18 protein-coding genes and 2 tRNA genes are annotated in these 19,697 nt (G+C 55.9%); 13 read left to right on the top strand and 7 right to left on the bottom strand.

Going from position 1 to position 19,697, the window contains the following annotated elements; genetic code table 11:
* Window positions 1–87: 87 nt before the first annotated feature.
* A complete protein-coding gene (locus NG653_RS08705; protein ID WP_252741310.1) occupies window positions 88–570 on the bottom strand; it encodes a DUF4199 domain-containing protein in 483 nt (160 codons plus the stop codon).
* A gap of 182 nt (window positions 571–752) precedes the next feature.
* Here NG653_RS08705 and NG653_RS08700 point away from each other — a divergent pair.
* From NG653_RS08700 to NG653_RS08685, 4 genes are all read left to right on the top strand, one after another.
* Window positions 753–834 (top strand) — tRNA-Leu (locus tag NG653_RS08700).
* A 390-nt stretch (window positions 835–1,224) separates the two neighbouring features.
* Window positions 1,225–2,763 (top strand): carbon-nitrogen hydrolase family protein, encoded by a 1,539-nt coding sequence (locus NG653_RS08695; RefSeq protein ID WP_252741309.1) that lies wholly within the window; start codon window positions 1,225–1,227, stop codon window positions 2,761–2,763.
* 3 nt (window positions 2,764–2,766) lie between these two features.
* A complete protein-coding gene (locus tag NG653_RS08690; RefSeq protein WP_252741308.1) occupies window positions 2,767–3,393 on the top strand; it encodes a rhomboid family intramembrane serine protease in 627 nt (208 codons plus the stop codon).
* Between the two features lie 108 nt (window positions 3,394–3,501).
* Entirely contained in the window at window positions 3,502–4,458 is a 957-nt protein-coding gene (locus NG653_RS08685) for an L-threonylcarbamoyladenylate synthase (RefSeq protein WP_252741307.1), read from the top strand.
* Between the two features lie 155 nt (window positions 4,459–4,613).
* Here the strand turns inward: NG653_RS08685 and NG653_RS14755 are convergent, their stop codons facing one another.
* The 3 genes from NG653_RS14755 to NG653_RS08675 all read right to left on the bottom strand — a co-directional run bounded on the left by NG653_RS14755 (window position 4,614) and on the right by NG653_RS08675 (window position 7,550).
* Window positions 4,614–4,742, bottom strand: coding sequence for a hypothetical protein (locus NG653_RS14755; RefSeq protein ID WP_256470451.1), 129 nt, complete (start codon window positions 4,740–4,742; stop codon window positions 4,614–4,616).
* A gap of 178 nt (window positions 4,743–4,920) precedes the next feature.
* Window positions 4,921–6,249, bottom strand: coding sequence for a sugar porter family MFS transporter (locus NG653_RS08680; protein ID WP_252741306.1), 1,329 nt, complete (start codon window positions 6,247–6,249; stop codon window positions 4,921–4,923).
* Window positions 6,250–6,293: 44 nt separating this feature from the next.
* Window positions 6,294–7,550 carry a 3-deoxy-D-manno-octulosonic acid transferase gene (locus tag NG653_RS08675; protein WP_252741305.1) on the bottom strand — a complete coding sequence of 419 codons (1,257 nt, stop codon included), beginning with the start codon at window positions 7,548–7,550 and terminating at the stop codon, window positions 6,294–6,296.
* A gap of 95 nt (window positions 7,551–7,645) precedes the next feature.
* Here NG653_RS08675 and NG653_RS08670 point away from each other — a divergent pair, with 95 nt between their 5' ends.
* The 3 genes from NG653_RS08670 (at window position 7,646) to NG653_RS08660 (ending at window position 10,383) form a co-directional block, all read left to right on the top strand.
* Window positions 7,646–8,800, top strand: a complete 1,155-nt coding sequence (locus NG653_RS08670) for a DegT/DnrJ/EryC1/StrS family aminotransferase (RefSeq protein ID WP_252741304.1) — start codon at window positions 7,646–7,648, stop codon at window positions 8,798–8,800.
* Window positions 8,801–8,860: 60 nt separating this feature from the next.
* The gene (galE, locus tag NG653_RS08665; protein ID WP_252741303.1) at window positions 8,861–9,886 is read left to right on the top strand and encodes a UDP-glucose 4-epimerase GalE; all 1,026 of its coding nucleotides are present in this window, start codon (window positions 8,861–8,863) and stop codon (window positions 9,884–9,886) included.
* Between the two features lie 116 nt (window positions 9,887–10,002).
* A complete protein-coding gene (locus tag NG653_RS08660; RefSeq protein ID WP_252741302.1) occupies window positions 10,003–10,383 on the top strand; it encodes a hypothetical protein in 381 nt (126 codons plus the stop codon).
* Here NG653_RS08660 and NG653_RS08655 read toward each other — a convergent pair.
* Window positions 10,380–10,889, bottom strand: coding sequence for an alpha-ketoglutarate decarboxylase (locus NG653_RS08655; RefSeq protein WP_252741301.1), 510 nt, complete (start codon window positions 10,887–10,889; stop codon window positions 10,380–10,382). The two genes, NG653_RS08660 and NG653_RS08655, sit on opposite strands and share 4 nt — an antisense overlap.
* A gap of 48 nt (window positions 10,890–10,937) precedes the next feature.
* Window positions 10,938–11,633, bottom strand: a complete 696-nt coding sequence (locus tag NG653_RS08650) for a hypothetical protein (protein WP_252741300.1) — start codon at window positions 11,631–11,633, stop codon at window positions 10,938–10,940.
* Window positions 11,634–11,942: 309 nt separating this feature from the next.
* Here NG653_RS08650 and NG653_RS08645 point away from each other — a divergent pair, with 309 nt between their 5' ends.
* From NG653_RS08645 to odhB, 3 genes are read left to right on the top strand one after another with little or no spacing between them, the layout of a single operon-like run.
* Window positions 11,943–14,744 (top strand): 2-oxoglutarate dehydrogenase E1 component, encoded by a 2,802-nt coding sequence (locus NG653_RS08645; RefSeq protein ID WP_252741299.1) that lies wholly within the window; start codon window positions 11,943–11,945, stop codon window positions 14,742–14,744.
* An 8-nt stretch (window positions 14,745–14,752) separates the two neighbouring features.
* Window positions 14,753–15,727: a M23 family metallopeptidase gene (locus tag NG653_RS08640; RefSeq protein ID WP_252741298.1), complete on the top strand. Its 975-nt coding sequence runs from the start codon at window positions 14,753–14,755 to the stop codon at window positions 15,725–15,727.
* A 20-nt stretch (window positions 15,728–15,747) separates the two neighbouring features.
* On the top strand, window positions 15,748–16,983 hold the full coding sequence (gene odhB, locus NG653_RS08635) for a 2-oxoglutarate dehydrogenase complex dihydrolipoyllysine-residue succinyltransferase (RefSeq protein ID WP_252741297.1): 1,236 nt from the start codon (window positions 15,748–15,750) through the stop codon (window positions 16,981–16,983).
* A gap of 63 nt (window positions 16,984–17,046) precedes the next feature.
* Here the strand turns inward: odhB and NG653_RS08630 are convergent, their stop codons facing one another.
* Window positions 17,047–17,484, bottom strand: a complete 438-nt coding sequence (locus NG653_RS08630) for a retropepsin-like aspartic protease (RefSeq protein WP_252741296.1) — start codon at window positions 17,482–17,484, stop codon at window positions 17,047–17,049.
* Between the two features lie 37 nt (window positions 17,485–17,521).
* Here NG653_RS08630 and NG653_RS08625 point away from each other — a divergent pair, with 37 nt between their 5' ends.
* From NG653_RS08625 to NG653_RS08615, 3 genes are all read left to right on the top strand, one after another.
* Window positions 17,522–18,289, top strand: a complete 768-nt coding sequence (locus tag NG653_RS08625) for a TatD family hydrolase (RefSeq protein WP_252741295.1) — start codon at window positions 17,522–17,524, stop codon at window positions 18,287–18,289.
* Window positions 18,290–18,323: 34 nt separating this feature from the next.
* Window positions 18,324–19,355 (top strand): asparaginase, encoded by a 1,032-nt coding sequence (locus tag NG653_RS08620; protein ID WP_252741294.1) that lies wholly within the window; start codon window positions 18,324–18,326, stop codon window positions 19,353–19,355.
* Between the two features lie 70 nt (window positions 19,356–19,425).
* Window positions 19,426–19,513 (top strand) — tRNA-Ser (locus NG653_RS08615).
* Window positions 19,514–19,697: the final 184 nt, after the last annotated feature.

Genomic DNA, 19,697 nt, shown 5'->3' with positions numbered 1-19,697 from the left:
ATAATTAGGATTCAGGCGTCTGCATCCGGGAGGCCCAATCAATCGGCCTCCGATAGGTATTAATTCGGACCGGAAGTAGTCCTGAAGTTATTTTTTCGACCGGATAAAAACCATGGCAATCGCGGTGGTCACCACGCCCATCACCAACGCGGCAATAGCTCCCTGCACGGCATAGTTTTTATAGTTGAAATTGGCTTCGGCCTCGGCCAGGGTTTTGAAGTAGCCTAATTCCACCGAACGTTTGATCACGTTGGGAAAGTATTCCGGGGTAATGACGTAGGAGGTAATCCACTGCGCCAGGGGGCTGAGCAGGGCTATGAACACGGAAACCATGACCCCCGAGAGGAATCCCTGTTTATAATCCATTTGGCCCCCATAGAAATTTTTCTTTTTGTCTTTCAGGGCCAGGACCATCATCACAATGGCCGGGATGGCAAAGAGGTTTGTGAGATACAGGTGGTAATCGAGGTATCGGTCGTGCAGGCCGACGGCTTTTTCCAACAGCATCCAAAGCAGGGTTACCCCGGTGAAAATCAGGGCCCATTTGATTTCGATCTTCAGGTTCTTCATGAGGTGGTTTTTGGTTGGGTTGTGGTGTGCGATGCCACCAGCGCAAACGGAGGGGCATCTTCTAATCCTTAAGATACTATTTTTTCCGGATACCTACCCCCAAATAATTGTTGGGCAGCCCCTCTGTCAGTATAAAATATTTAGTACATTTGCCGCCGGTTTTGTACTTTTGTACTCCCGATGCAGGTGTGGTGGAATTGGTAGACACGCTAGTTTCAGGTACTAGTGCCGCAAGGCGTGAAGGTTCGAGTCCTTTCACCTGTACGTAAAAAAGCCCGTCCAAATATGGCGGGCTTTTTCTTTGTGCCCAGAAGGCATCCAAAAGCCCTTTTCCCAATGCTTATCTTCGTTTTGAGCTTGGTGGTAAATATCTCGGTTTCCAGGCTTGAAGGGCTTCCAATTGATCATTTCAGGTGTGGTGGCCCCGATAGCTATCGGGGGGTAGACACGCTAGTTTCAGGTACTAGTGCCGCAAGGCGTGAAGGTTCGAGTCCTTTCACCTGTACGTAAAAAAGCCCGTCAGATATGGCGGGCTTTTTCTTTGGTATGGCCCCGGGGGAAAAGGGCCCCTCCCTTGACCATTCCCAAAGGGAAATGCCTCCCCAGTCTCACCCCGATTGCCTATCTTTAGGGTTCAGCTGCACTATCGAAATCATGGAACTGAGCGAGATTAAAACCATTGAACTGCAATACCTCGACCTGAAGGACTATAAAGAACTGAAGGAGGTCATGGTATCGGCCTACCATGCCATGCCGGAAATGTACTGGGAGGAATCCCATATCGCGTCCCTGTTGGAAAAATTCCCCCAGGGGCAGGTGGTGGTGAAGGTGAACGGGCAGCTGGCCGGGTGTGCGCTTTCCATTATAGTGAGGTATACCCAGTTCGAAGGGGAGCACACCTACCAGGAAGTGACCGGGAACTATACCTTCAGCACCCACACCCCTGACGGGGACATGCTCTATGGGATCGACGTCTTTATAAAACCCGAATTCAGGGGCCTACGCCTGGGCCGGCGCCTGTACGATTACCGGAAGGAGCTCTGCGAAAAATTGAACCTCAAGGGGATTGTCTTTGGTGGGCGTATCCCCAATTACCACAAGTATGCCGATCAGCTCAGCCCCAAGGAATACATCGAAAAGGTGCGCCTTAAGGAAATCGACGACCCGGTATTGAATTTCCAGATTTCCAATGATTTCCACCCCCACAGGATCCTGCGGAATTACCAGGAAGGCGATGAGGCTTCAGGGGAGTACGCTGTGCTGCTTGAATGGGACAATATTTATTACGAGAAACCCGACCGAAGGGCCAGGATAGAGAAAACGGTGGTGCGCCTGGGCCTGATCCAGTGGCAGATGCGTCCTTATGACCAGCTGGAGGACCTGCTGGAACAGGCCGAATATTTTATCGACGCCGTCTCCGGATACCGGTCCGATTTTGCACTTTTCCCCGAGTTTTTCAACGCGCCCCTGATGGCGGCCTACAACCATTTGAGCGAGCCTGATGCGATCAGGGAACTGGCCCGGTTTACGGACAGTATCGTGGAGAAGTTCTCTGAATTCTCCATTTCCTACAACATCAATATCATTACCGGAAGCATGCCGGAGCTCCGCGGCGGGGTCCTTTACAACGTGGGCTACCTCTGCAAGCGCGACGGTTCGGTGGAGCGGTATGAAAAACTCCATGTGACCCCGGATGAGGAGAGGGTTTGGGGGATGCAGGGCGGAGAGGTGCTCAGGGCCTTTGATACCGATTGCGGGAAAATAGGAATCCTGATCTGCTACGACGCAGAGTTCCCCGAACTGAGCCGCCTGCTGGCGGACCAGGGCATGGACATCCTTTTTGTCCCCTTCCTTACGGATACGCAGAACGGGTATTCCCGGGTCCGCAACTGTGCCCGCGCCCGCGCCATTGAAAATGAATGCTATGTGGCCATTGCCGGCAGTGTGGGAAACCTGCCCAAAGTCCACAATATGGACATACAGTTCGCCCAGTCGGTAGTGTTCACCCCCTGCGATTTTGCCTTTCCCACCGACGGGATAAAGGCCCAGGCCACCCCGAACACCGAAATGATCCTTATTGCCGACGTGGACCTTGACCTGCTCAGGGAACTCAATGAGTTTGGCAGCGTGAGGAACCTGAAAGACCGCCGAAAGGACCTGTTCGAACTCAGGATGACCCGGAAATCCCCCTGACCGATGAAAAAGCCTACCCCGGTAACCAACATCTTCCTGCTGCTTTGCCTTGGGGTGAGCGTGCCCAGCGCATTCTTTCCCGGGGTTTTTGACCTGTTTTCCGGGGAACTCCCCCACGAATACTGGTTTCAGGATTTTACCCTGGCGTTCCAGCACGGGGCGAGGGGTATGCCCCTGGCCATCCTCGGACACCTGGCCGTCAATGTATTCCTGCTGCTGACCGCTGGCCGACGGGTTGAGCGCCTGCTGGGTTCGGGCAGGTTCCTGCTGCTCAGCCTGGCAGCCTGGGGCGGCTACGCCCTGGCACAACAGGTGTGTTGTATCTGGATCAACGGGGCTTCCGGGATTATCTATGCCTACAGCCCGTTCCTGTTGCTGCCCATCCGCTGGGCGAAGTCGCACCCGGAATGGAAAAGGACCGCGGGCACCTGCCTGGCCCTGCTGCTGCTCATGTGGGTGGCGGTCACCCTGGCCCTGGGGTTGGTCCCCTTCCTGACAAACCCCGGCCAATCCCTGATGCGGACGTTTTTCTTCGGAAACCTCTTTCACCTGACGGCTACCGCCATAGGGTTTGTATTCTTTGCACTATGGTCCCGTAACCTGTCGTCCGCGCCGGGGTCACCGGATTGACCCGGGGGGATTCCCCACAGGTCGGCCATGGGGTGCCCCCGGAAAAGCTGCTGTTTTTTGAATGCCTCTTTAGGGAGGATTGCCGTATTTTTGCGCAAAAGAAACCTCATGTGCGGGTTGGATCAGGCGGCGGAAGTCATTCGGGGAGGTGGGGTTGTGGCCCTGCCCACGGAAACAGTCTATGGCCTTGGGGCCAATGCCCTGGACCCAATGGCAGCGGCCCGGATCTTTGAGATCAAGCAGCGCCCTTCCTTCGACCCGCTTATCGTCCATATCGCCGACATGGACCAGCTTTATGACCTTACCCCATCCCGCGATCCCCGGATCGCCCAATTGGCGGAGGCATTCTGGCCAGGCCCCCTCACCCTGGTGCTCCCGAAATCGGAAAAAGTGCCGGACATCGTCACTTCCGGTCTCCCCACGGTGGGCGTACGCATGCCCGACCACCCCATGGCCCTGGAACTGATCCGCAGGGCCGGATGCCCCATTGCGGCCCCAAGCGCCAATAAATTCGGAAAGATCAGTCCCACAGAGGCCTCGCATGTAAAAAAGCACCTGCCGGAAGTGGATTGCATCCTGGATGGCGGAAAAACCCGGGTGGGCATCGAATCTACGATCATCAGCCTGAAGCCCGATGGCTTCCAGATCCTGCGGCCGGGTGCAGTCACCCGGGAGGCCTTGATGCAGGTCATCCCGGAGTCATCCCGGGCCCCTGTGACGGGAAGCCCCGAAGCCCCTGGCATGCTGGCGTCGCACTACAGCCCCTCAAAGCCGTTTTATTTGTTCACCCCGGCCTTACTGGGACAAATAGACCCATCCCGCATGGGCTATATCAGCTTCAGGGGTGAGGTCCCCGGCCATTTCCGGGAGGTGCTGACGCTTTCCCCTGATGGGGACCTGAAAGGCTATGCCACGCGTATTTTTGGGGCTATGCACTATTTCGAGGATGCCGATGTGGCGGGCATAGTAGCAGAACCCGTGCCGGAAGAAGGGATAGGGATTGCAGTAATGGACCGGCTGCGGAAGGCGGCGCATGACTGGCGGGCCCCAGGGGAGGCCAATTAGAAGGCAAATGAAGCCGGGCCGCTGCAAAAAAGGGTTTCCGTACCCCGGAAAAAGACAAAGTCCCCCTTTTCAGGAGGACTTGGTATCGTTCCTTACACGCCCAAACGGGGCTATAAGATACTATGAAATTGCCATTACAGGACCTGCTTCAGGTTTCACACCACTCCAAACAAGGCCAGGACCAGGGTAACCAGGACGGCTCCCAGGATCAGGATCAGGACAAAGACCATTACACTCAGGAATCCGTTGAGCAGACGGGTTCCGAAGGTTAGCTGTTTTTCCATTTTCAAGTGATTTCCCTACAAGATACTAAAAACCAGGGCAACAGTATTGAAAATTGATCCGGATTTCGATCAAGGTAGGGATAAAAGCCACCATCGGTAAATTGAAAAAGGGTTAAGCATATTTTTCTGTTTGGCTGACCAACCAATGTGTTGTTGTGGTTTTCAAACAGGGGAAAGCCTAAGATTTGCTTCCCCGGGCGAGGGTTCGGCCCAACTCCTCCAGAGAAACCCCTTTGGTTTCCGGCATCATATAGTGGACAAACAGCAACTGGAAGACCATCATCAGGGCAAAGAAGGCAAAAACGGGCCCTGGCCCCACCCAACTGAAAAGTACCGGGATAGAGGAGGGGATCAGCCAGGCGAGTATCCAGTGCACGGAGGTCCCGAAGGATTGCCCCGACCCCCTGAGGTGGTTTGGAAAGACCTCTGAGATAAAGACCCAGATCACCGTCCCCTGCCCGATCGCATGGGCCGCGATGAACAGGAATAGGAAGACCGGAACCATAATCCCGGTCCAGTCCAACAGGAATGCCGCAGCTACCAGCCCCAGGGAAAGGATGTAGCCAAAAGAACCCATGTACATTAATTGCCGCCTGCCCAGGCGGTCGATGAGGTAGATCCCGAGCAGGGTGAAAACGAGGTTGGTAAACCCTATCCCGATACTGCTGAGCAGGGCGGTGTTTTCTCCCAGCCCCGCTTCTTCGAAAATACGTGGGGCAAAATACAGGAAGGCATTAATTCCTGAGAATTGGTTGAAGAGGGCGATCAGGAAGGCGAGGACCAGCGGAAAGCGGTATTTTTTCATAAAGATATGCTCCTGCCTTCCCTCTGTAGAGCGCGATACCTCCATGTCTTCGAGCAGGCGGGCCACCCCCAGGTCGGACCCGAGACGGTCCAGGACCTCCCCGGCTTCCCTTTCCCGGCCCCGAGTCAGCAACCACCGGGGACTTTTCGGGATTCCCAGTGAAAACACCGTATAAACAAGGGCAGGGAACGCCTCCACCCCGACCATCCAGCGCCAGTCGTTTTCGCTGATCCCGTTGAGGAGGTAGTTCGAAAAAAAGGCAACCAGGATCCCGAAAACGATATTGAACTGGTACAGCCCCACAAGGCGTCCGCGGTGGCGCGCCGGGGCGATTTCGGAAATGTAGGTGGGCGCTGCCACGGTGGAGGCGCCGATCCCCAGCCCCCCCAAAAAGCGGAAGACCCCGAATGTTACCGGGTCATTGGCAAAGGCCGACCCCACGGCGGAAAGGGTATAGAGGACCCCGATCCAGAACAGCGTTTGCTTTCGGCCCAGGCGGTTGGTGGGGATACCCCCGAAAATGGCCCCGATGACCGTTCCAAAAAGGGCCATCCCGATGACAACCGTCCCGTGGAAGGCATCGGAGGTATCCCAGAGGGCCTGGAGTTTCTTTTCTGCCCCGCTGATGACCACTGTGTCGAAACCAAAAAGGAAACCCGCCAGGGCAGCAATTAACGAAATGCGGAGAATCTTTGTGTTCATGGGGCAAAGGGGCTGAAGCTACCGCTAAATCTAGTCAAAAAAACTCAAAGAAAACCGCCGTTTCCTTCCAGGTACGGCTGCAGGCCCTTAACGATCATCCGGCTGGCTCCTTTGTTTGCCTGTACATAGTGGTGGTTGATGTCGCCCATGCGGGTTCGTTTTTCCGGGCCTTCCATCAGTGCCCCGCATTGCTGGTCGAAATCCCCCGGGGTGTGGACTACCGCAATCCCACCAGCAGCCACCAGTTCAGAAGCTTCCCGAAATCCTTCATATGCGGGCCCGATAAGCACGGGAATCCCGTAGACGGCAGGCTCCAGGGTGTTGTGCAACCCGGTGGCCAGGCCGCCCCCCACGTAGGCGAGGTCGGCATAACGGTATATCCGGGTCAGTAGTCCGATCGTGTCTACGATCAGGATGGAGGCCTTTTCCAGGCTCCCCGGTTCCATGAGGGAATACCGGACGGAGGGCCTGTCGAGGCCCTTCTCTATGGCCTCTATGGTTTTTGCATCGGTCTTGTGCGGGGCGATTACAAAGCAGCGGGTTGCGGGACTCTTGTTTATAAAGGGCAGAAGCAGGTCGTGGTCCTCTGGCCAGGTACTCCCTGCCACCAGGCAGGTACGGCCCCTGGTAAAGGCCTCCATGAAAGGAAGCGGGGCAACGGTTTCCAGGAGCTCCCCAACCCGGTCGAACCGGGTATCGCCGCTCACGGTTACGCGTTCTATCCCAAGGTCGGCGAGCATTTGGGAAGACCTTTCGTCCTGTACGAAAAAGTGTTCCACCCCCGCGAGGGCTTTGCGAAGCAGCCCCCCGTACCACTTGAAGTAGGCCTGGTGCGGGCGGAAGATCGCCGAGAGCATGAAGGTCGGGGTACCCTGCTGCCGGAGCTTCCTGAAGAGTTCGGGCCAGACCTCGTATTTCACGAACAGGGCGATGGACGGCTGGGCCAGGTCAAGAAAAGCCTTTACCTGGCCAGGGGTATCCATGGGCAGATAGGCTACAAGGGTATTGCCGGTGCGGCCTTTTTTTACTTCATACCCGGAAGGGGAAAAAAAAGTCACCAGCAATTGGTGGCCCGGATAGCTCCGGCCCAGGGCTTCCAGCACCGGGGCGCCCTGTTCGAACTCGCCAAGGGAAGCGGTGTGCATCCAAATAAGCGGTTTTTGGGGGTCCCGTTCCCTTTTAAGGTAGGGAACCAGGTCTTTCCTGCCCTTTACGAAAGAGCGGATCTTCGGGTTGAGCAGGGCTGCCAGGTGAAGGGAAAACCAACTGAGGAGAACCGCCAAATGGTAGAGAAAAAACACGCGCCTCGGGTTTGGCGCTAAATTACGCTTCTTTGGGTAATTCCATTGTCGGCCATCCCCTATTTTTGTAAGTTTGTGGGAAGAAATCCCCGCAGATGCGCAAAATTCAGATGGTGGACCTGGTGCAACAATACCAGGAGATCAAACCCCAGATCCAGGAGTCTTTTTCAAGGATACTCGATTCAGCTTCCTTTATTAACGGCCCGGAGGTGGCAGCCTTCCAGAAGGACCTGGAACAGTACCTCGGGGTAAAGCACGTCATCCCCTGTGCCAACGGGACTGATGCCCTGCAAATCGCCATGATGGGCCTGGGCCTGAAACCCGGGGACGAGGTAATTACCGCGGATTTCACTTTTGCGGCCACTGTGGAAGTCATTGCCCTGCTGCAGCTTACCCCGGTGCTGGTGGATGTGGACCCGGAAACCTTCAATATCGACCCGGAGGCAATCAAAAAAGCCATAACCCCAAAAACCAGGGCTATAGTGCCCGTGCATTTATTCGGGCAGTGTGCCCCCATGGAGGAAATCCTCCGAATTGCTGAGGAGCATGGGTTATACGTTATTGAAGACAACGCCCAGGCGATCGGGGCCAACTACCAGTTTTCCGATGGCCGGGTGCAGAAGGCCGGAACCCTTGGACATGTGGGGGCAACTTCCTTCTTTCCCTCCAAAAACCTGGGGTGTTACGGCGACGGGGGGGCACTTTTCACGAATGACGATGAGCTGGCCCATACCCTTCGCGGCATCGTCAACCACGGGATGTACGAGCGCTACCACCACGATGTGGTGGGGGTAAATTCCCGTCTCGATTCCCTCCAGGCTGCGGTCCTAAGGGCAAAGTTGCCTCACCTTGACCGCTATTGCGAAAAAAGGAGGCAGGCAGCCCGGTATTATAACGGGGCCTTCGGGGGCCACCCCCTACTGACGATCCCCAAAACCATGCGTGGCTGCGAGGGGATTTGCCCGACCTGTGACTGCCATGTGTTCCACCAGTACACGTTGAAGGTTGGGGGTGGAAGGCGCGATGCCCTGGCCGACCACCTTGCGGCCTCAGGGATCCCTTTCGGGATTTACTATCCCATCCCGCTCCACCTGCAGAAGGCCTATGCCGACCCCCGTTACCGGGAGGCCGATTTCGGGGTGACCAACCAGCTTTGTAAAGAAGTGATCTCCCTTCCGATGCATACGGAACTCGATGAGGAGCAACTGGATTACATCACCGGGGCAATATTGGGGTTCATGGACCGTTGATAGGACAGGGCCGGGGAACGCCCGGAATGCCATATCCCTGAACACAAGTAAAAAACCATCATGAAGATACTGGTAACTGGAGGCCTGGGTTTTATAGGATCCCACACGGCTGTAGCCCTTCAACAGGCGGGCTATGAAGTAGTGATCATAGACAATTGTTCGAATGCCTCTGAAACTGTGCTCCATGGCATTGAAGCGATCACGGGCATACGCCCCCACTTCGAGAAATTCGACCTCAGGGAGAAGGGGAAGGTCCGGGAATTCTTTGGGAAGTATGGAGATCTTGCCGGGGTGATCCATTTTGCGGCCTCCAAGGCCGTAGGGGAAAGTGTGGAGGAACCCCTGTTGTATTATGAAAACAACCTGGCGTCCCTGATTTACCTGCTCCAGGAACTGGAGAAACAGGACAAGGCCCATTTTATCTTCAGTTCGTCCTGCACGGTGTACGGGCAGGCCGATACCATGCCTATCACGGAAGAAGCCCCGGTGAAACCTGCCGAATCCCCTTACGGAAACACCAAGCAGATAGGGGAGGAGATCATCCGCGATACCTGCAGGGTACGCCCTGGCCTGCAGGCCATTTCCCTACGGTATTTTAACCCGATTGGGGCGCATCCGTCCGCTGCTATCGGGGAGTTGCCCCTGGGGGTCCCCCAGAATTTGGTCCCCTTTATCACCCAGACCGCAATGGGGATGCGCGAACAGCTCTCGGTCTTTGGAAACGATTACCCCACCCCTGATGGTACCTGCATCCGCGATTACATCCACGTGGTGGACCTGGCCCGGGCACACGTGGTGGCCTTGCAACGGCTGATGGCCGGGAAGAACCAGGGGAATTACGAGGTCTTTAACGTGGGGACCGGGAAAGGAAGTTCGGTTATGGAAGTCATTGAGAGCTTTGAACGGGTCAGCGGGGTTCCTCTGAACTACAAAGTCGTTGACCGTAGGGCCGGGGATGTCATCCAGGCCTGGGCAGATACTACCAAAGCCAATGAAACGCTGGGCTGGAAGGCGGAGTCTTCTTTGGACGACGCCATGCGTTCAGCATGGACCTGGGAACAGGAAATACAAAAAAGAAAGGCATAAGCCAGCTGCAGAAGGCCCCCGGGTCATCTTTGCGCAGCGCCTTAAAAGGGCCGTTTGCAGCGACCTGGCATTGGCTTAAACGGGATGCATTCACTGTAAATACCACTCCACCCCCTATGGAAACTCCGTCAGACAACACCCCCGGGTGGCTCCTGGAGGTCCGGGAGCGAGGGCTCTACCAGGCATTATTGCTCCAATTGAAAAAGGACTATGAGCGGGCGAACCTGCATTTTTTTCTGCCCGTGGGCGAGGGACGGGAACCGGTATCCCCCGGGGAACTCCTGCAGGGACTTCGCGAAAGTTTATACCTGCTGCAGATGGAGCGGTTTGACCAGTACCTGAACCTGATGTATGCGGCAGATGTGCCGGAGCGTGAATTCCGTTCCCTGTCTGCAACAGATCCTGTTGAAGCCGCCACGGAGGTGGCATGGATGCTGCTCCGGCGGGAATGGCAAAAGGTCTCCCTGAGGAGTCGTTTCGGATCGTCGCCGGATTAGAAAAATACCCTCACAAAGGGCACCCAGGGATCCGCATACAGGCTCCGGTCGCGGTCGTGCAAGACATCGAAGCGGACACCAAAAGTGACCGGCCCCGAGGTATACCCCAGGCCGAAGTACAGGGCGGGCAGCCAGTAGGATTCACTGGCAAAGCCGAAGTCCTGGTTCACGCGGAGCTGTTCAAATTCGCCAGAGACCTGCAGGGCGGGTATGGGGTTTACCAGTCCGATCGCACTGCCCCCGAAAGCGTTTAGCCGGGTGTCGAAAAACTTGGAATAGGTATAATTCAGGCCAAGGCCGAAGGCCACGTATTCGTTGGCCTGGTAAATGGCGGTCGGGGCCACGCCAATTTGCACAGACTCTCTGCCAAAAGAAAGCCCTAAGCCCCCTCCGTAGCGCACATGGGACCAGAAGTTGGGGGATTGGGCCATGGCTGCCGAACAACAGCAGCCAAAAAGGAGGATCCACACCCATTTAAGCCGAACCTGAAAAAATTTGAGCTTCAAATCAGACGTGATCCCGGTTCCAGGTTTCGACAGAGAATTGCCCATGCCCTAGAAGTTGGCCGTTACCCCAAATGAAGGACCCTGGAAGGTCATATCGAAACTACCATTCCATTTCTCCTGGGTGACATTGGCGTAGTAATTCAAATAATGATAGTTCACGCTAAAGCCTATGTTCTTAAAAGCCTGGAAATTAACCCCGGGACTGAGGTTCCACAACCCTCCGGAATAGTCGCCTACCTTTATGCCAAACCAGTCAATTGTCGCTGAAAACGACCATTTCGTGGTGGGCGCCCAGAGGTACCAAACCCCAATATTCGGGAGGGGAAGGAATACGCTCACGCTTTCCCTCCTGAATCCGGCTGAAGCATCACCAATAAAGGCCTCACCTTCTATAAAGGCACTCGTATTAAGTCCGTGAATGCCCAGGCCTCCTCCCAATTCATGCCTGGGGCCCGTACTTATCGCCCTCCCGAAGAAGACCCTGTACAGGGAAAGCCCGTACCCTGCTTTGACCGAAGCACCCGCCTGATAGGTGACATCCTCCCATTCAATTTCCCGTTCCAAAGTGGCTTCTTTGGATGCATTGACCCTGAAATACTGCCCCCGTACCGACCATAACCCGGATTTTGAAAACCTCCAGGTAAAATCCAGGTTGAGCGTATTTTCGGTTCCTCCCAGGTCAAAGGTTTGACCAAAGTCTATTTGTTCGGAATTTTCAGGCGTTATTTCGCCTTCTGCACCCACCCTTACGGTTCTGTCGGGAACAAAGAAAGCCGCTCTCGCCGAAAACCTTTCCGTTAGGACAGGATTCTTATCACCGTCGGTTTGGGCGTGCAAAGCTCCAACACTTATAAGGAAAACGAGCAAGTAGAGTTTATTTTTCATTTCGATTCATTCTTAAAGTTCAACCTAAGACCACTCACCAGAGCCCCGTTTCATGTAACTTTGAAGTTATGAAGCCTATTTACATGATTTCCATCCAATACACCGGAATACAGCTTAAATGTTGTATTTTTGATCCGTTTAACTTGTAGTGCCAAAGTACGACATTTAATGGAAAAGTATTCCTTTTTAAACGCGGCTCACACCGCTTTTTTTTCAGATCTATACGACCAGTACCTGGCGCACCCCGATAGTGTGGAACCGAGCTGGAGGGCCTTTTTTCAGGGTTTTGATTTCGGGATGGAAAGCGCCCTGGGGGAGTTGGACATCGATGTGGAGCAGGGGGTGGTTAAACCTTTAGGGGGAGCCCCGGCGGCGATGCCGGAATCCATGCAGAAGGAATTCCAGGTGATCCGGCTTATCGATGGCTATCGCAGTCGCGGGCACCTGTTTACGCGCACCAACCCGGTGCGGGAGCGCCGGCAGTACTCGCCTACCCTGGATATCGAAAATTTCGGCCTGGACGCGTCCGACATGGATTCCGTCTTCAGCGCTGGCCAGATCCTTGGGATCGGTCCTTCCACCTTAAGGAAAATCGTGAACCACCTCCAGCATATTTATTGCGATGCCATAGGGGTGGAATATATGTATATCCGGAACCCTGAACGGGTGGAATGGATCCAGCAGTGGCTCAATGTCAACGATAACCATCCCGATTTCAGCCCGGAGCGCAAGAAACTCATCCTGCATAAACTCAATGAGGCCGTCTCTTTTGAGGCGTTCCTCCACACTAAATACGTCGGGCAGAAGCGGTTCTCCCTGGAAGGGAACGAATCCCTGATCCCGGCCCTGGAAATCCTCCTGGAGCGCGCAGCGGAGCTGGGGGTGCGCCAGTTTGTGATGGGGATGGCCCACCGCGGCCGCCTCAACGTGCTGACCAACATCTTTGGGAAATCGGCCCGCGATATTTTCAGCGAATTCGACGGGAAGGACTACGAGCAGGAAGTCTTTGACGGGGACGTAAAGTACCACCTGGGTTGGACCTCTGACCGCCAGACGGCTTCCGGAAAGTTGATCAACATGAATATTGCCCCCAACCCCTCCCACCTGGAGGCGGTGGACCCGGTGGTACAGGGAATTACCCGGGCCAAACAGGACATGCACTTCCCCGATGATTTCTCCAGGGTGCTGCCCATCCTGGTGCATGGGGATGCCGCAATTGCCGGCCAGGGGGTGGTCTATGAAGTCGTGCAGATGGCCAACCTGGACGGGTATCGCACCGGCGGGACCATCCACATGGTGGTCAATAACCAGATCGGCTTTACCACGAATTACCTCGACGGCCGGACGTCCACCTATTGCACCGACGTGGGAAAGGTGACCCTGAGCCCGGTCCTCCACGTAAATGCCGACGATGCAGAGGCCGTGGTACACGCAGCCCTTTTTGCCCTGGAGTACCGGATGCGCTATCAGAGCGATGTATTCCTTGACCTTCTGGGCTACAGAAAATACGGGCACAACGAGGGGGATGAACCGCGGTTTACCCAGCCCAAGCTCTACAAGATTATCGCCAGCCATAAGAACCCGCGCGACATCTATGCCGAAAAACTCATGGCGGAGGGGATCATCGACCAGGAGTATGTGGATGCCCTGGAAGCGAAGTACAAATCGAGCCTTGAAGAAGAACTGGAGGTAAGCCGGAAGGAAGAAAAGACCGTCATAAAACCTTTTATGGAAGATGAGTGGAGCGGGTTCCGGCATGCCCAGGAAAAGGAAATGATGGCCCGCGTGGATACCCGGGTGCCCCGTGAAAAACTGGAGCAAATTGCCCGGGTGATCACCCAGCTGCCCAAAGGGAAGAAATTCCTTCGGAAGGTGGAGCGTCTTGTGGCGGACCGCAACAAAATGTTTTTTGAGACCAACAGCCTGGACTGGGCCATGGGCGAGCTCCTGGCCTACGGGACTTTGCTGGAAGCCGGCTTCGGGGTCCGCATGTCGGGGCAGGATGTGGAGCGGGGGACCTTTTCCCACCGCCACGCCGTGATGAAAGTGGAGGAAAGCGAAGAGGAAGTCATGCTGCTCAACCATATTTCTGAAACCCAGGGACGCTTCCAGATCTACAACTCCCTGCTATCGGAATACGGGGTGATGGGGTTTGATTACGGCTATGCCATGGCCAGCCCGAATACCCTGACCATCTGGGAGGCCCAGTTTGGGGATTTCTGCAACGGGGCCCAGATCATGATCGACCAGTACCTCTCGGCGGCCGAGGATAAATGGAAGCTGCAGAACGGCCTGGTGCTGTTCCTCCCCCACGGATACGAGGGCCAGGGAGCAGAGCACTCCTCGGCGAGGATGGAGCGGTTCCTGCAACTCTGTGCCACGGACAATATGTTCGTGGCCGATGTGACCACCCCGGCCAACCTGTTTCATTTGCTCCGGCGGCAGATGCTGGTAAATTTCCGGAAGCCCCTGGTGGTGTTCACCCCGAAAAGCCTGTTGCGCCACCCGAAATGCGTCTCCACGGTGGAGGACCTCGCCGACGGCAGTTTCCGGGAAGTCATTGATGACGACATGGTAAAACCTGCCTCGGTCCGTACCCTGGTATTCTGTACCGGCAAGTTTTACTATGACCTGCTGCAGGCCCGCGAGGAGCAACAGCGTATGGATGTGGCCCTGGTACGGGTCGAACAGCTTTTTCCCCTTCCCACCGACCAGATGGACGCCATCCTCGGGAAGTACAAAAAGGCGGACGACCTGGTTTGGGCACAGGAGGAGCCCAGGAACATGGGCGCCTGGAGCCATTTGCTGATGCATTACCCCGAAGCCCGCCGATTCCGGGTGGCCTCCCGGCGGTTTTACGCCTCCCCGGCAGCCGGTAGCGCCGTCAGGTCGAGGATGCGGCACCAGCAGGTAATCGACTACGTCTTTGATAAAACAAAGGACAACCAGAACCTTAGAATCCGGTCATAACACGTCCCATGAAACCGTTAGTGATCCTTTTCCTGCTACTGTTCATCCATCCGGTTATCGGACAGGAAGAGGAACCCCGGTACAGCGCTGTGGCCGTGGAATTCATGACGGCATTCAATAATGAAGACTACCAGGCGGTATTCGATCGCTACGACCAGGTGATGAGGGAAAGCCTTCCCCTGGAACAGACGCGGGCTGTTTTGGGGCAGCAGATCCGGGGGACAATGGGCGATATCCTGACCATGGAATTCTACAGGCGGCAGGGCCCGGCCCATGTCTATAAGACCACATTTGCCAGTGGTGTCCTGGATATTTTGATTTCCCTCGATGGGACGGATCGCATCAACGGGCTCTATTTTACCCCGCATCAGGAAAGGCAGGAGCAAGCCGCGCAGGTGCTGGAACGCAATACCACCCCCATGCGCCTTCCCTTCGACGGGGAATGGTTTGTATTCTGGGGAGGGGAAACCGAGGCCCGGAATTACCATATGGCCAACAAGAACCAGCAGTACGCCTATGACCTTATAAAGGTGGCCAACGGGGCTTCGCATACCGGGGACCCCCTGAAAAATGAAAGCTATTTTGCCTTTGGGGAGCCCATCCTCGCCCCTTGTGATGCCACGGTCGTTTTGGCCATTGACGGGGTCCCGGACAATGTCCCGGGTGAAACAAACCCCATACACCTCACCGGGAATACCCTGGTGCTGGAAACCCCCTCAGGGGAATATATCCTGATGGCCCACCTGCAAGAAGGTTCCCTAAAGGTCGGCAAGGGGGCGCGGGTTTCCCGGGGCGAGGTTTTGGCCCGGTGCGGGAATTCCGGCAACAGTACTGAGCCCCATTTGCACCTGCAGCTACAAAATACCCGGGATTTCCATAAGGCCACAGGTGCCAGGTTGTATTTCCACCGCTTGCTGGCCAATGGGGAACCCAGGGAATCGTACCTCCCGGTAAAAGAGGATTTTATTGAGCATATCGAATGAACCACTAAATACTGCATTGCATGATTTTAGAAATGAAAGTTCCCTCTCCCGGGGAATCCATAACAGAGGTTGAGATCGCCCAGTGGCTGGTTAGCGACGGCGATTATGTGGAGAAGGACCAGGCCATTGCCGAAGTAGATTCGGACAAGGCTACCCTGGAGCTGCCGGCGGAAGCCAGTGGCGTCATCACCCTGAAAGCGGCAGAAGGCGACGCCGTTGCCGTGGGCCAGGTGGTCTGCCTCATCGATACCGGGGCCTCGAAACCGGAAGAGGCCGGCAAGGAGGAACCCGCATCGGGGAGCAAGGCGGCCCCGCCTCCGGCATCGGAGCCTGAGCCTGAAGCGAAGGAAACAAAGCCCGCCCAGGCCAGGGAAACGTACGCCAGCGGGACCCCTTCCCCGGCTGCCCGGAAAATCCTCGACGAAAAGGGGATTTCCCCTGCCGAAATCAGCGGTAGTGGTAGGGGCGGCAGGATTACCCGGGAAGATGCCGCCAATGCAACCCACTCTATGGGTACCCCGGGAGGTGGCTCCAGGGGCGAGACGCGAACCAAGCTTTCCATGCTTCGCCGCAAGGTGGCCGAAAGGCTGGTTTCCGCCAAAAACGAAACTGCGATGCTCACCACGTTCAATGAAGTGGACATGTCGGCCGTTTACGAAATCCGCGCCCAGTACAAAGATGCCTTCAAGGACAAGCACGGGGTAAGCCTCGGGTTTATGTCATTCTTCACCAAGGCGGTCATCCGCGCCCTGCAGGCGTATCCGGCCGTCAATTCCATGATCGACGGGAAGGAGATGATTTCCTATGATTTCTGCGATATCAGCATAGCCGTTTCCGGTCCCAAAGGACTGATGGTCCCCGTGATCCGCAATGCAGAGGGCCTGAGTTTCCGCGGCATCGAAGCCGAGGTAAAGCGCCTGGCTATCCGCGCCAGGGACGGCCAGATTACCGTGGACGAAATGACAGGCGGCACTTTTACCATTTCCAATGGGGGGGTTTTTGGCTCCATGCTGTCGACCCCCATCATCAACCCGCCCCAAAGCGGGATCCTGGGGATGCACAACATTGTGGACCGTCCGGTGGTGAAGGACGGAACCATAGCCATTGCGCCGATTATGTACGTGGCCCTATCCTACGACCACCGCATCATTGACGGCAGGGAATCCGTGGGCTTCCTGGTCGCGGTGAAGGAAGGGATCGAAAACCCGGTAGAGCACCTGATGGGGGGGGACCTGAAAAGGGCCCTGGAACTCTGAGGTTGGACTGGGGCATTTTTGCCCCCTCCCGGCCCGCCTTCTGGCAAGCCGGGAGGGGGTTTCTTATTTGAGGTAGAGCCGGTATTTCCGGTAGTCGATCACGGCTTTTCCCTTTTTCAGGATGTCTGCGCCAATAATGCCATCCACTTCCCCCGATTCCTGGGAGGTCAGGGCGTGGTTTACATGGCTCATATCGAAGAGCACCACCTGCAGGCGCGATTTTTTCCACCGCCCCAGTTGAAGCGAGTTATGCCCGGAAACGCGCGCCTCCATATCCACCGCCCCGGCCCCGGCTGCCTTTACTTCTGAAGCCTCTGAGACCAGGCCGAATTTTTCCGCCCGATCGAGGCTCACACAGGTATTGGAGGCCCCGGTATCCAGAATAAAACGGCCTTTAACACCGTTCAGGGTTGCGCTGATCTCCAGATGGCCTGTGGGGGTCCGCTTCATTTTCACCGAAACAAACCCGCTTTCCTTCAGGAACTTTTTAAGGGAGGCCATTGCCGTTTTTTGGTAAAGATAATCCTATTTTTGCGCCATGCTGTTAACGGACACCCATGCCCATTTGTACCTTGAGTCTTTCGCGGAAGACCGCCACGAAATGATGCAGCGGGCCCGGGATTCGGGGGTAGGCCGTTTTTTCCTTCCTGCCATCGATTCCACCTATCTGCCCGCCATGAAACGATTCAGGGAGGAGTTCCCGGGGGAGGCCTTCCTGATGTGCGGGCTGCACCCCACCCATGTAGGGGACGGGTATGAGGCCGAACTGTCGGTAGTGGAGGCCGAGTTGGCCGCAGGGGGCTACGTGGCCGTCGGGGAAATTGGGATCGACCTGTACTGGGACACCTCCCGCCTGCAGGAACAGGAGGACGCCTTTGCCCGGCAAATCCGGATGGCGGGGGCACACGACCTGCCCATAGTGATCCATTGTCGGGAGGCCTTTGACGAAATATTTGGGGTGCTCGAAGCGGAATCCCACCCCGGCCTGCGGGGGATTTTCCATTGTTTTACAGGTACCCTGGAGCAGGCGCACAGGGCCATCTCCTTCAATATGAAACTGGGCATCGGCGGGGTGGTCACATACAAGAACGGAAAAATCGACCGGTTCCTCCACCAGATCCCCCTCGAACATATTGTCCTGGAAACGGATGCCCCGTACCTGGCCCCGGTACCTTTTCGCGGCAAGCGGAATGAAAGTGCCTACCTTAAGGAAGTACTGCATAAAGTGGCGGAACTCTACGGGCTTCCCGAAGCGGAGATCGCCAGGATCACCACCGGGAATTCCAGGCAGGTTTTTGGGTGCTAGGCATGGCCCCGTTGGATGTTAAAACGACAAGACCTTGAAAAAAAAGACACCACAAATCCTGCTGATCTACACCGGGGGAACGATTGGGATGGAGCGGGACTATGTTTCCGGACACCTGAAAGCCTTCGACTTCGAGAAGCTGGTCGAAAAGATCCCTGAACTCTACCACCTGGGTTGTACCATCCATTCGGTATCGTTCCAGAAGCCTATCGATTCGTCTGACATGAACCTCTCCCACTGGAGGGTCCTGGCGGGCCTCATCGGGACGCATTACGGGGAATATGACGGCTTCGTCGTGCTCCATGGGAGCGATACCATGAGCTATTCCGCCTCCGCCCTGAGCTTCATGCTGGAAAACCTGGCCAAGCCCGTCATTTTTACGGGCTCCCAATTGCCTATTGGCGACCTGCGCACCGATGCCAAGGAAAACCTGATCACGTCCATTCAGATTGCTGCCTTGCAGGAAGGAGGACGGCCCGTGGTGCAGGAGGTTTGCCTCTTTTTTGAAAGCAAGCTCTACCGGGGAAACCGGACGACCAAAATGAGTGCCGAACAATTCGAGGCTTTTGGCTCCCCCAATTACCCCGTCCTGGCCAGCTCAGGGGTGCATTTGCGCATCCATGAGGAATATCTTTGGAAGCATGGAAAGCGGACCCCTATGCAGGTGCATACGCAACTCGATAACCGTATCGGCCTGCTTCGGCTCTTCCCGGGCATGCACCCGGACTGGGTCGGTAACCTCCTCCAAAGCCCCAACCTCAAAGCCCTGGTCCTGGAAACGTATGGGGCCGGAAACGCCCCTACGGACCCCTGGTTTATCAGTGCCCTCAGGGAAGCCGCTGAACGTGGGCTGCCGATCGTCAATGTAACCCAGTGCCCGGGGGGCAGCGTGCTTATGGGCCAGTACGAGACCAGTGCCGCCCTTGTGGAAATGGGCCTGATTGACGGCAGGGACATTACCACCGAGGCGGCCCTTACCAAACTGATGTATCTTTTGGGAAGCGGGGTTTCCCCCAGGTCGTTCAAAACTATTTTTGAAACCTCCCTCCGGGGGGAAATGTCCTAAATTCTTCCCCTAAAATTTTCTATAATCCTATTTTTTTCGTTTCTTGGCCACCCTGTTTTTCGGGATATTTAGAGAGGTGGCCGAGTGGTCGAAGGCGCACGCCTGGAAAGTGTGTATGCACCAAAAGTGCATCGAGGGTTCGAATCCCTTCCTCTCTGCTCAAAAGGGAATCCCGCGCAGCATGCGCGGGTTCCTTCGCCCCGAGACTACGTCAAAAGCTTGCTTTTGAAAGCAGGCGAGGGGTGAAGGAAGCCAGATCGGCGAAGGCCGATCTGGGGATTCCCATGCTTGTCCGGCCCCCTGTACGGGAACCAGGGATCAGCGCAGCTAATCCCGGTTTTA

The organism is Robiginitalea marina (assembly GCF_024006985.1).
GTDB lineage: Bacteria > Bacteroidota > Bacteroidia > Flavobacteriales > Flavobacteriaceae > Robiginitalea > Robiginitalea marina.
The sequence above is the reverse complement of the archived record's forward strand: the minus strand, read 5'-3'. Positions and strand labels throughout refer to the sequence as shown.

What these genes read in the sequence shown, in the direction of transcription:
- NG653_RS08705 (WP_252741310.1), bottom strand. Translation starts at nt 570, where the DNA reads ATGAAGAACCTGAAGATCGAAATCAAATGGGCCCTGATTTTCACCGGG.
- NG653_RS08695 (WP_252741309.1), top strand. Translation starts at nt 1,225, where the DNA reads ATGGAACTGAGCGAGATTAAAACCATTGAACTGCAATACCTCGACCTG.
- NG653_RS08690 (WP_252741308.1), top strand. Translation starts at nt 2,767, where the DNA reads ATGAAAAAGCCTACCCCGGTAACCAACATCTTCCTGCTGCTTTGCCTT.
- NG653_RS08685 (WP_252741307.1), top strand. Translation starts at nt 3,502, where the DNA reads ATGTGCGGGTTGGATCAGGCGGCGGAAGTCATTCGGGGAGGTGGGGTT.
- NG653_RS14755 (WP_256470451.1), bottom strand. Translation starts at nt 4,742, where the DNA reads ATGGAAAAACAGCTAACCTTCGGAACCCGTCTGCTCAACGGATTCCTG.
- NG653_RS08680 (WP_252741306.1), bottom strand. Translation starts at nt 6,249, where the DNA reads ATGAACACAAAGATTCTCCGCATTTCGTTAATTGCTGCCCTGGCGGGT.
- NG653_RS08670 (WP_252741304.1), top strand. Translation starts at nt 7,646, where the DNA reads ATGCGCAAAATTCAGATGGTGGACCTGGTGCAACAATACCAGGAGATC.
- galE (WP_252741303.1), top strand. Translation starts at nt 8,861, where the DNA reads ATGAAGATACTGGTAACTGGAGGCCTGGGTTTTATAGGATCCCACACG.
- NG653_RS08660 (WP_252741302.1), top strand. Translation starts at nt 10,003, where the DNA reads ATGGAAACTCCGTCAGACAACACCCCCGGGTGGCTCCTGGAGGTCCGG.
- NG653_RS08645 (WP_252741299.1), top strand. Translation starts at nt 11,943, where the DNA reads ATGGAAAAGTATTCCTTTTTAAACGCGGCTCACACCGCTTTTTTTTCA.
- NG653_RS08640 (WP_252741298.1), top strand. Translation starts at nt 14,753, where the DNA reads ATGAAACCGTTAGTGATCCTTTTCCTGCTACTGTTCATCCATCCGGTT.
- odhB (WP_252741297.1), top strand. Translation starts at nt 15,748, where the DNA reads ATGATTTTAGAAATGAAAGTTCCCTCTCCCGGGGAATCCATAACAGAG.
- NG653_RS08630 (WP_252741296.1), bottom strand. Translation starts at nt 17,484, where the DNA reads ATGGCCTCCCTTAAAAAGTTCCTGAAGGAAAGCGGGTTTGTTTCGGTG.
- NG653_RS08625 (WP_252741295.1), top strand. Translation starts at nt 17,522, where the DNA reads ATGCTGTTAACGGACACCCATGCCCATTTGTACCTTGAGTCTTTCGCG.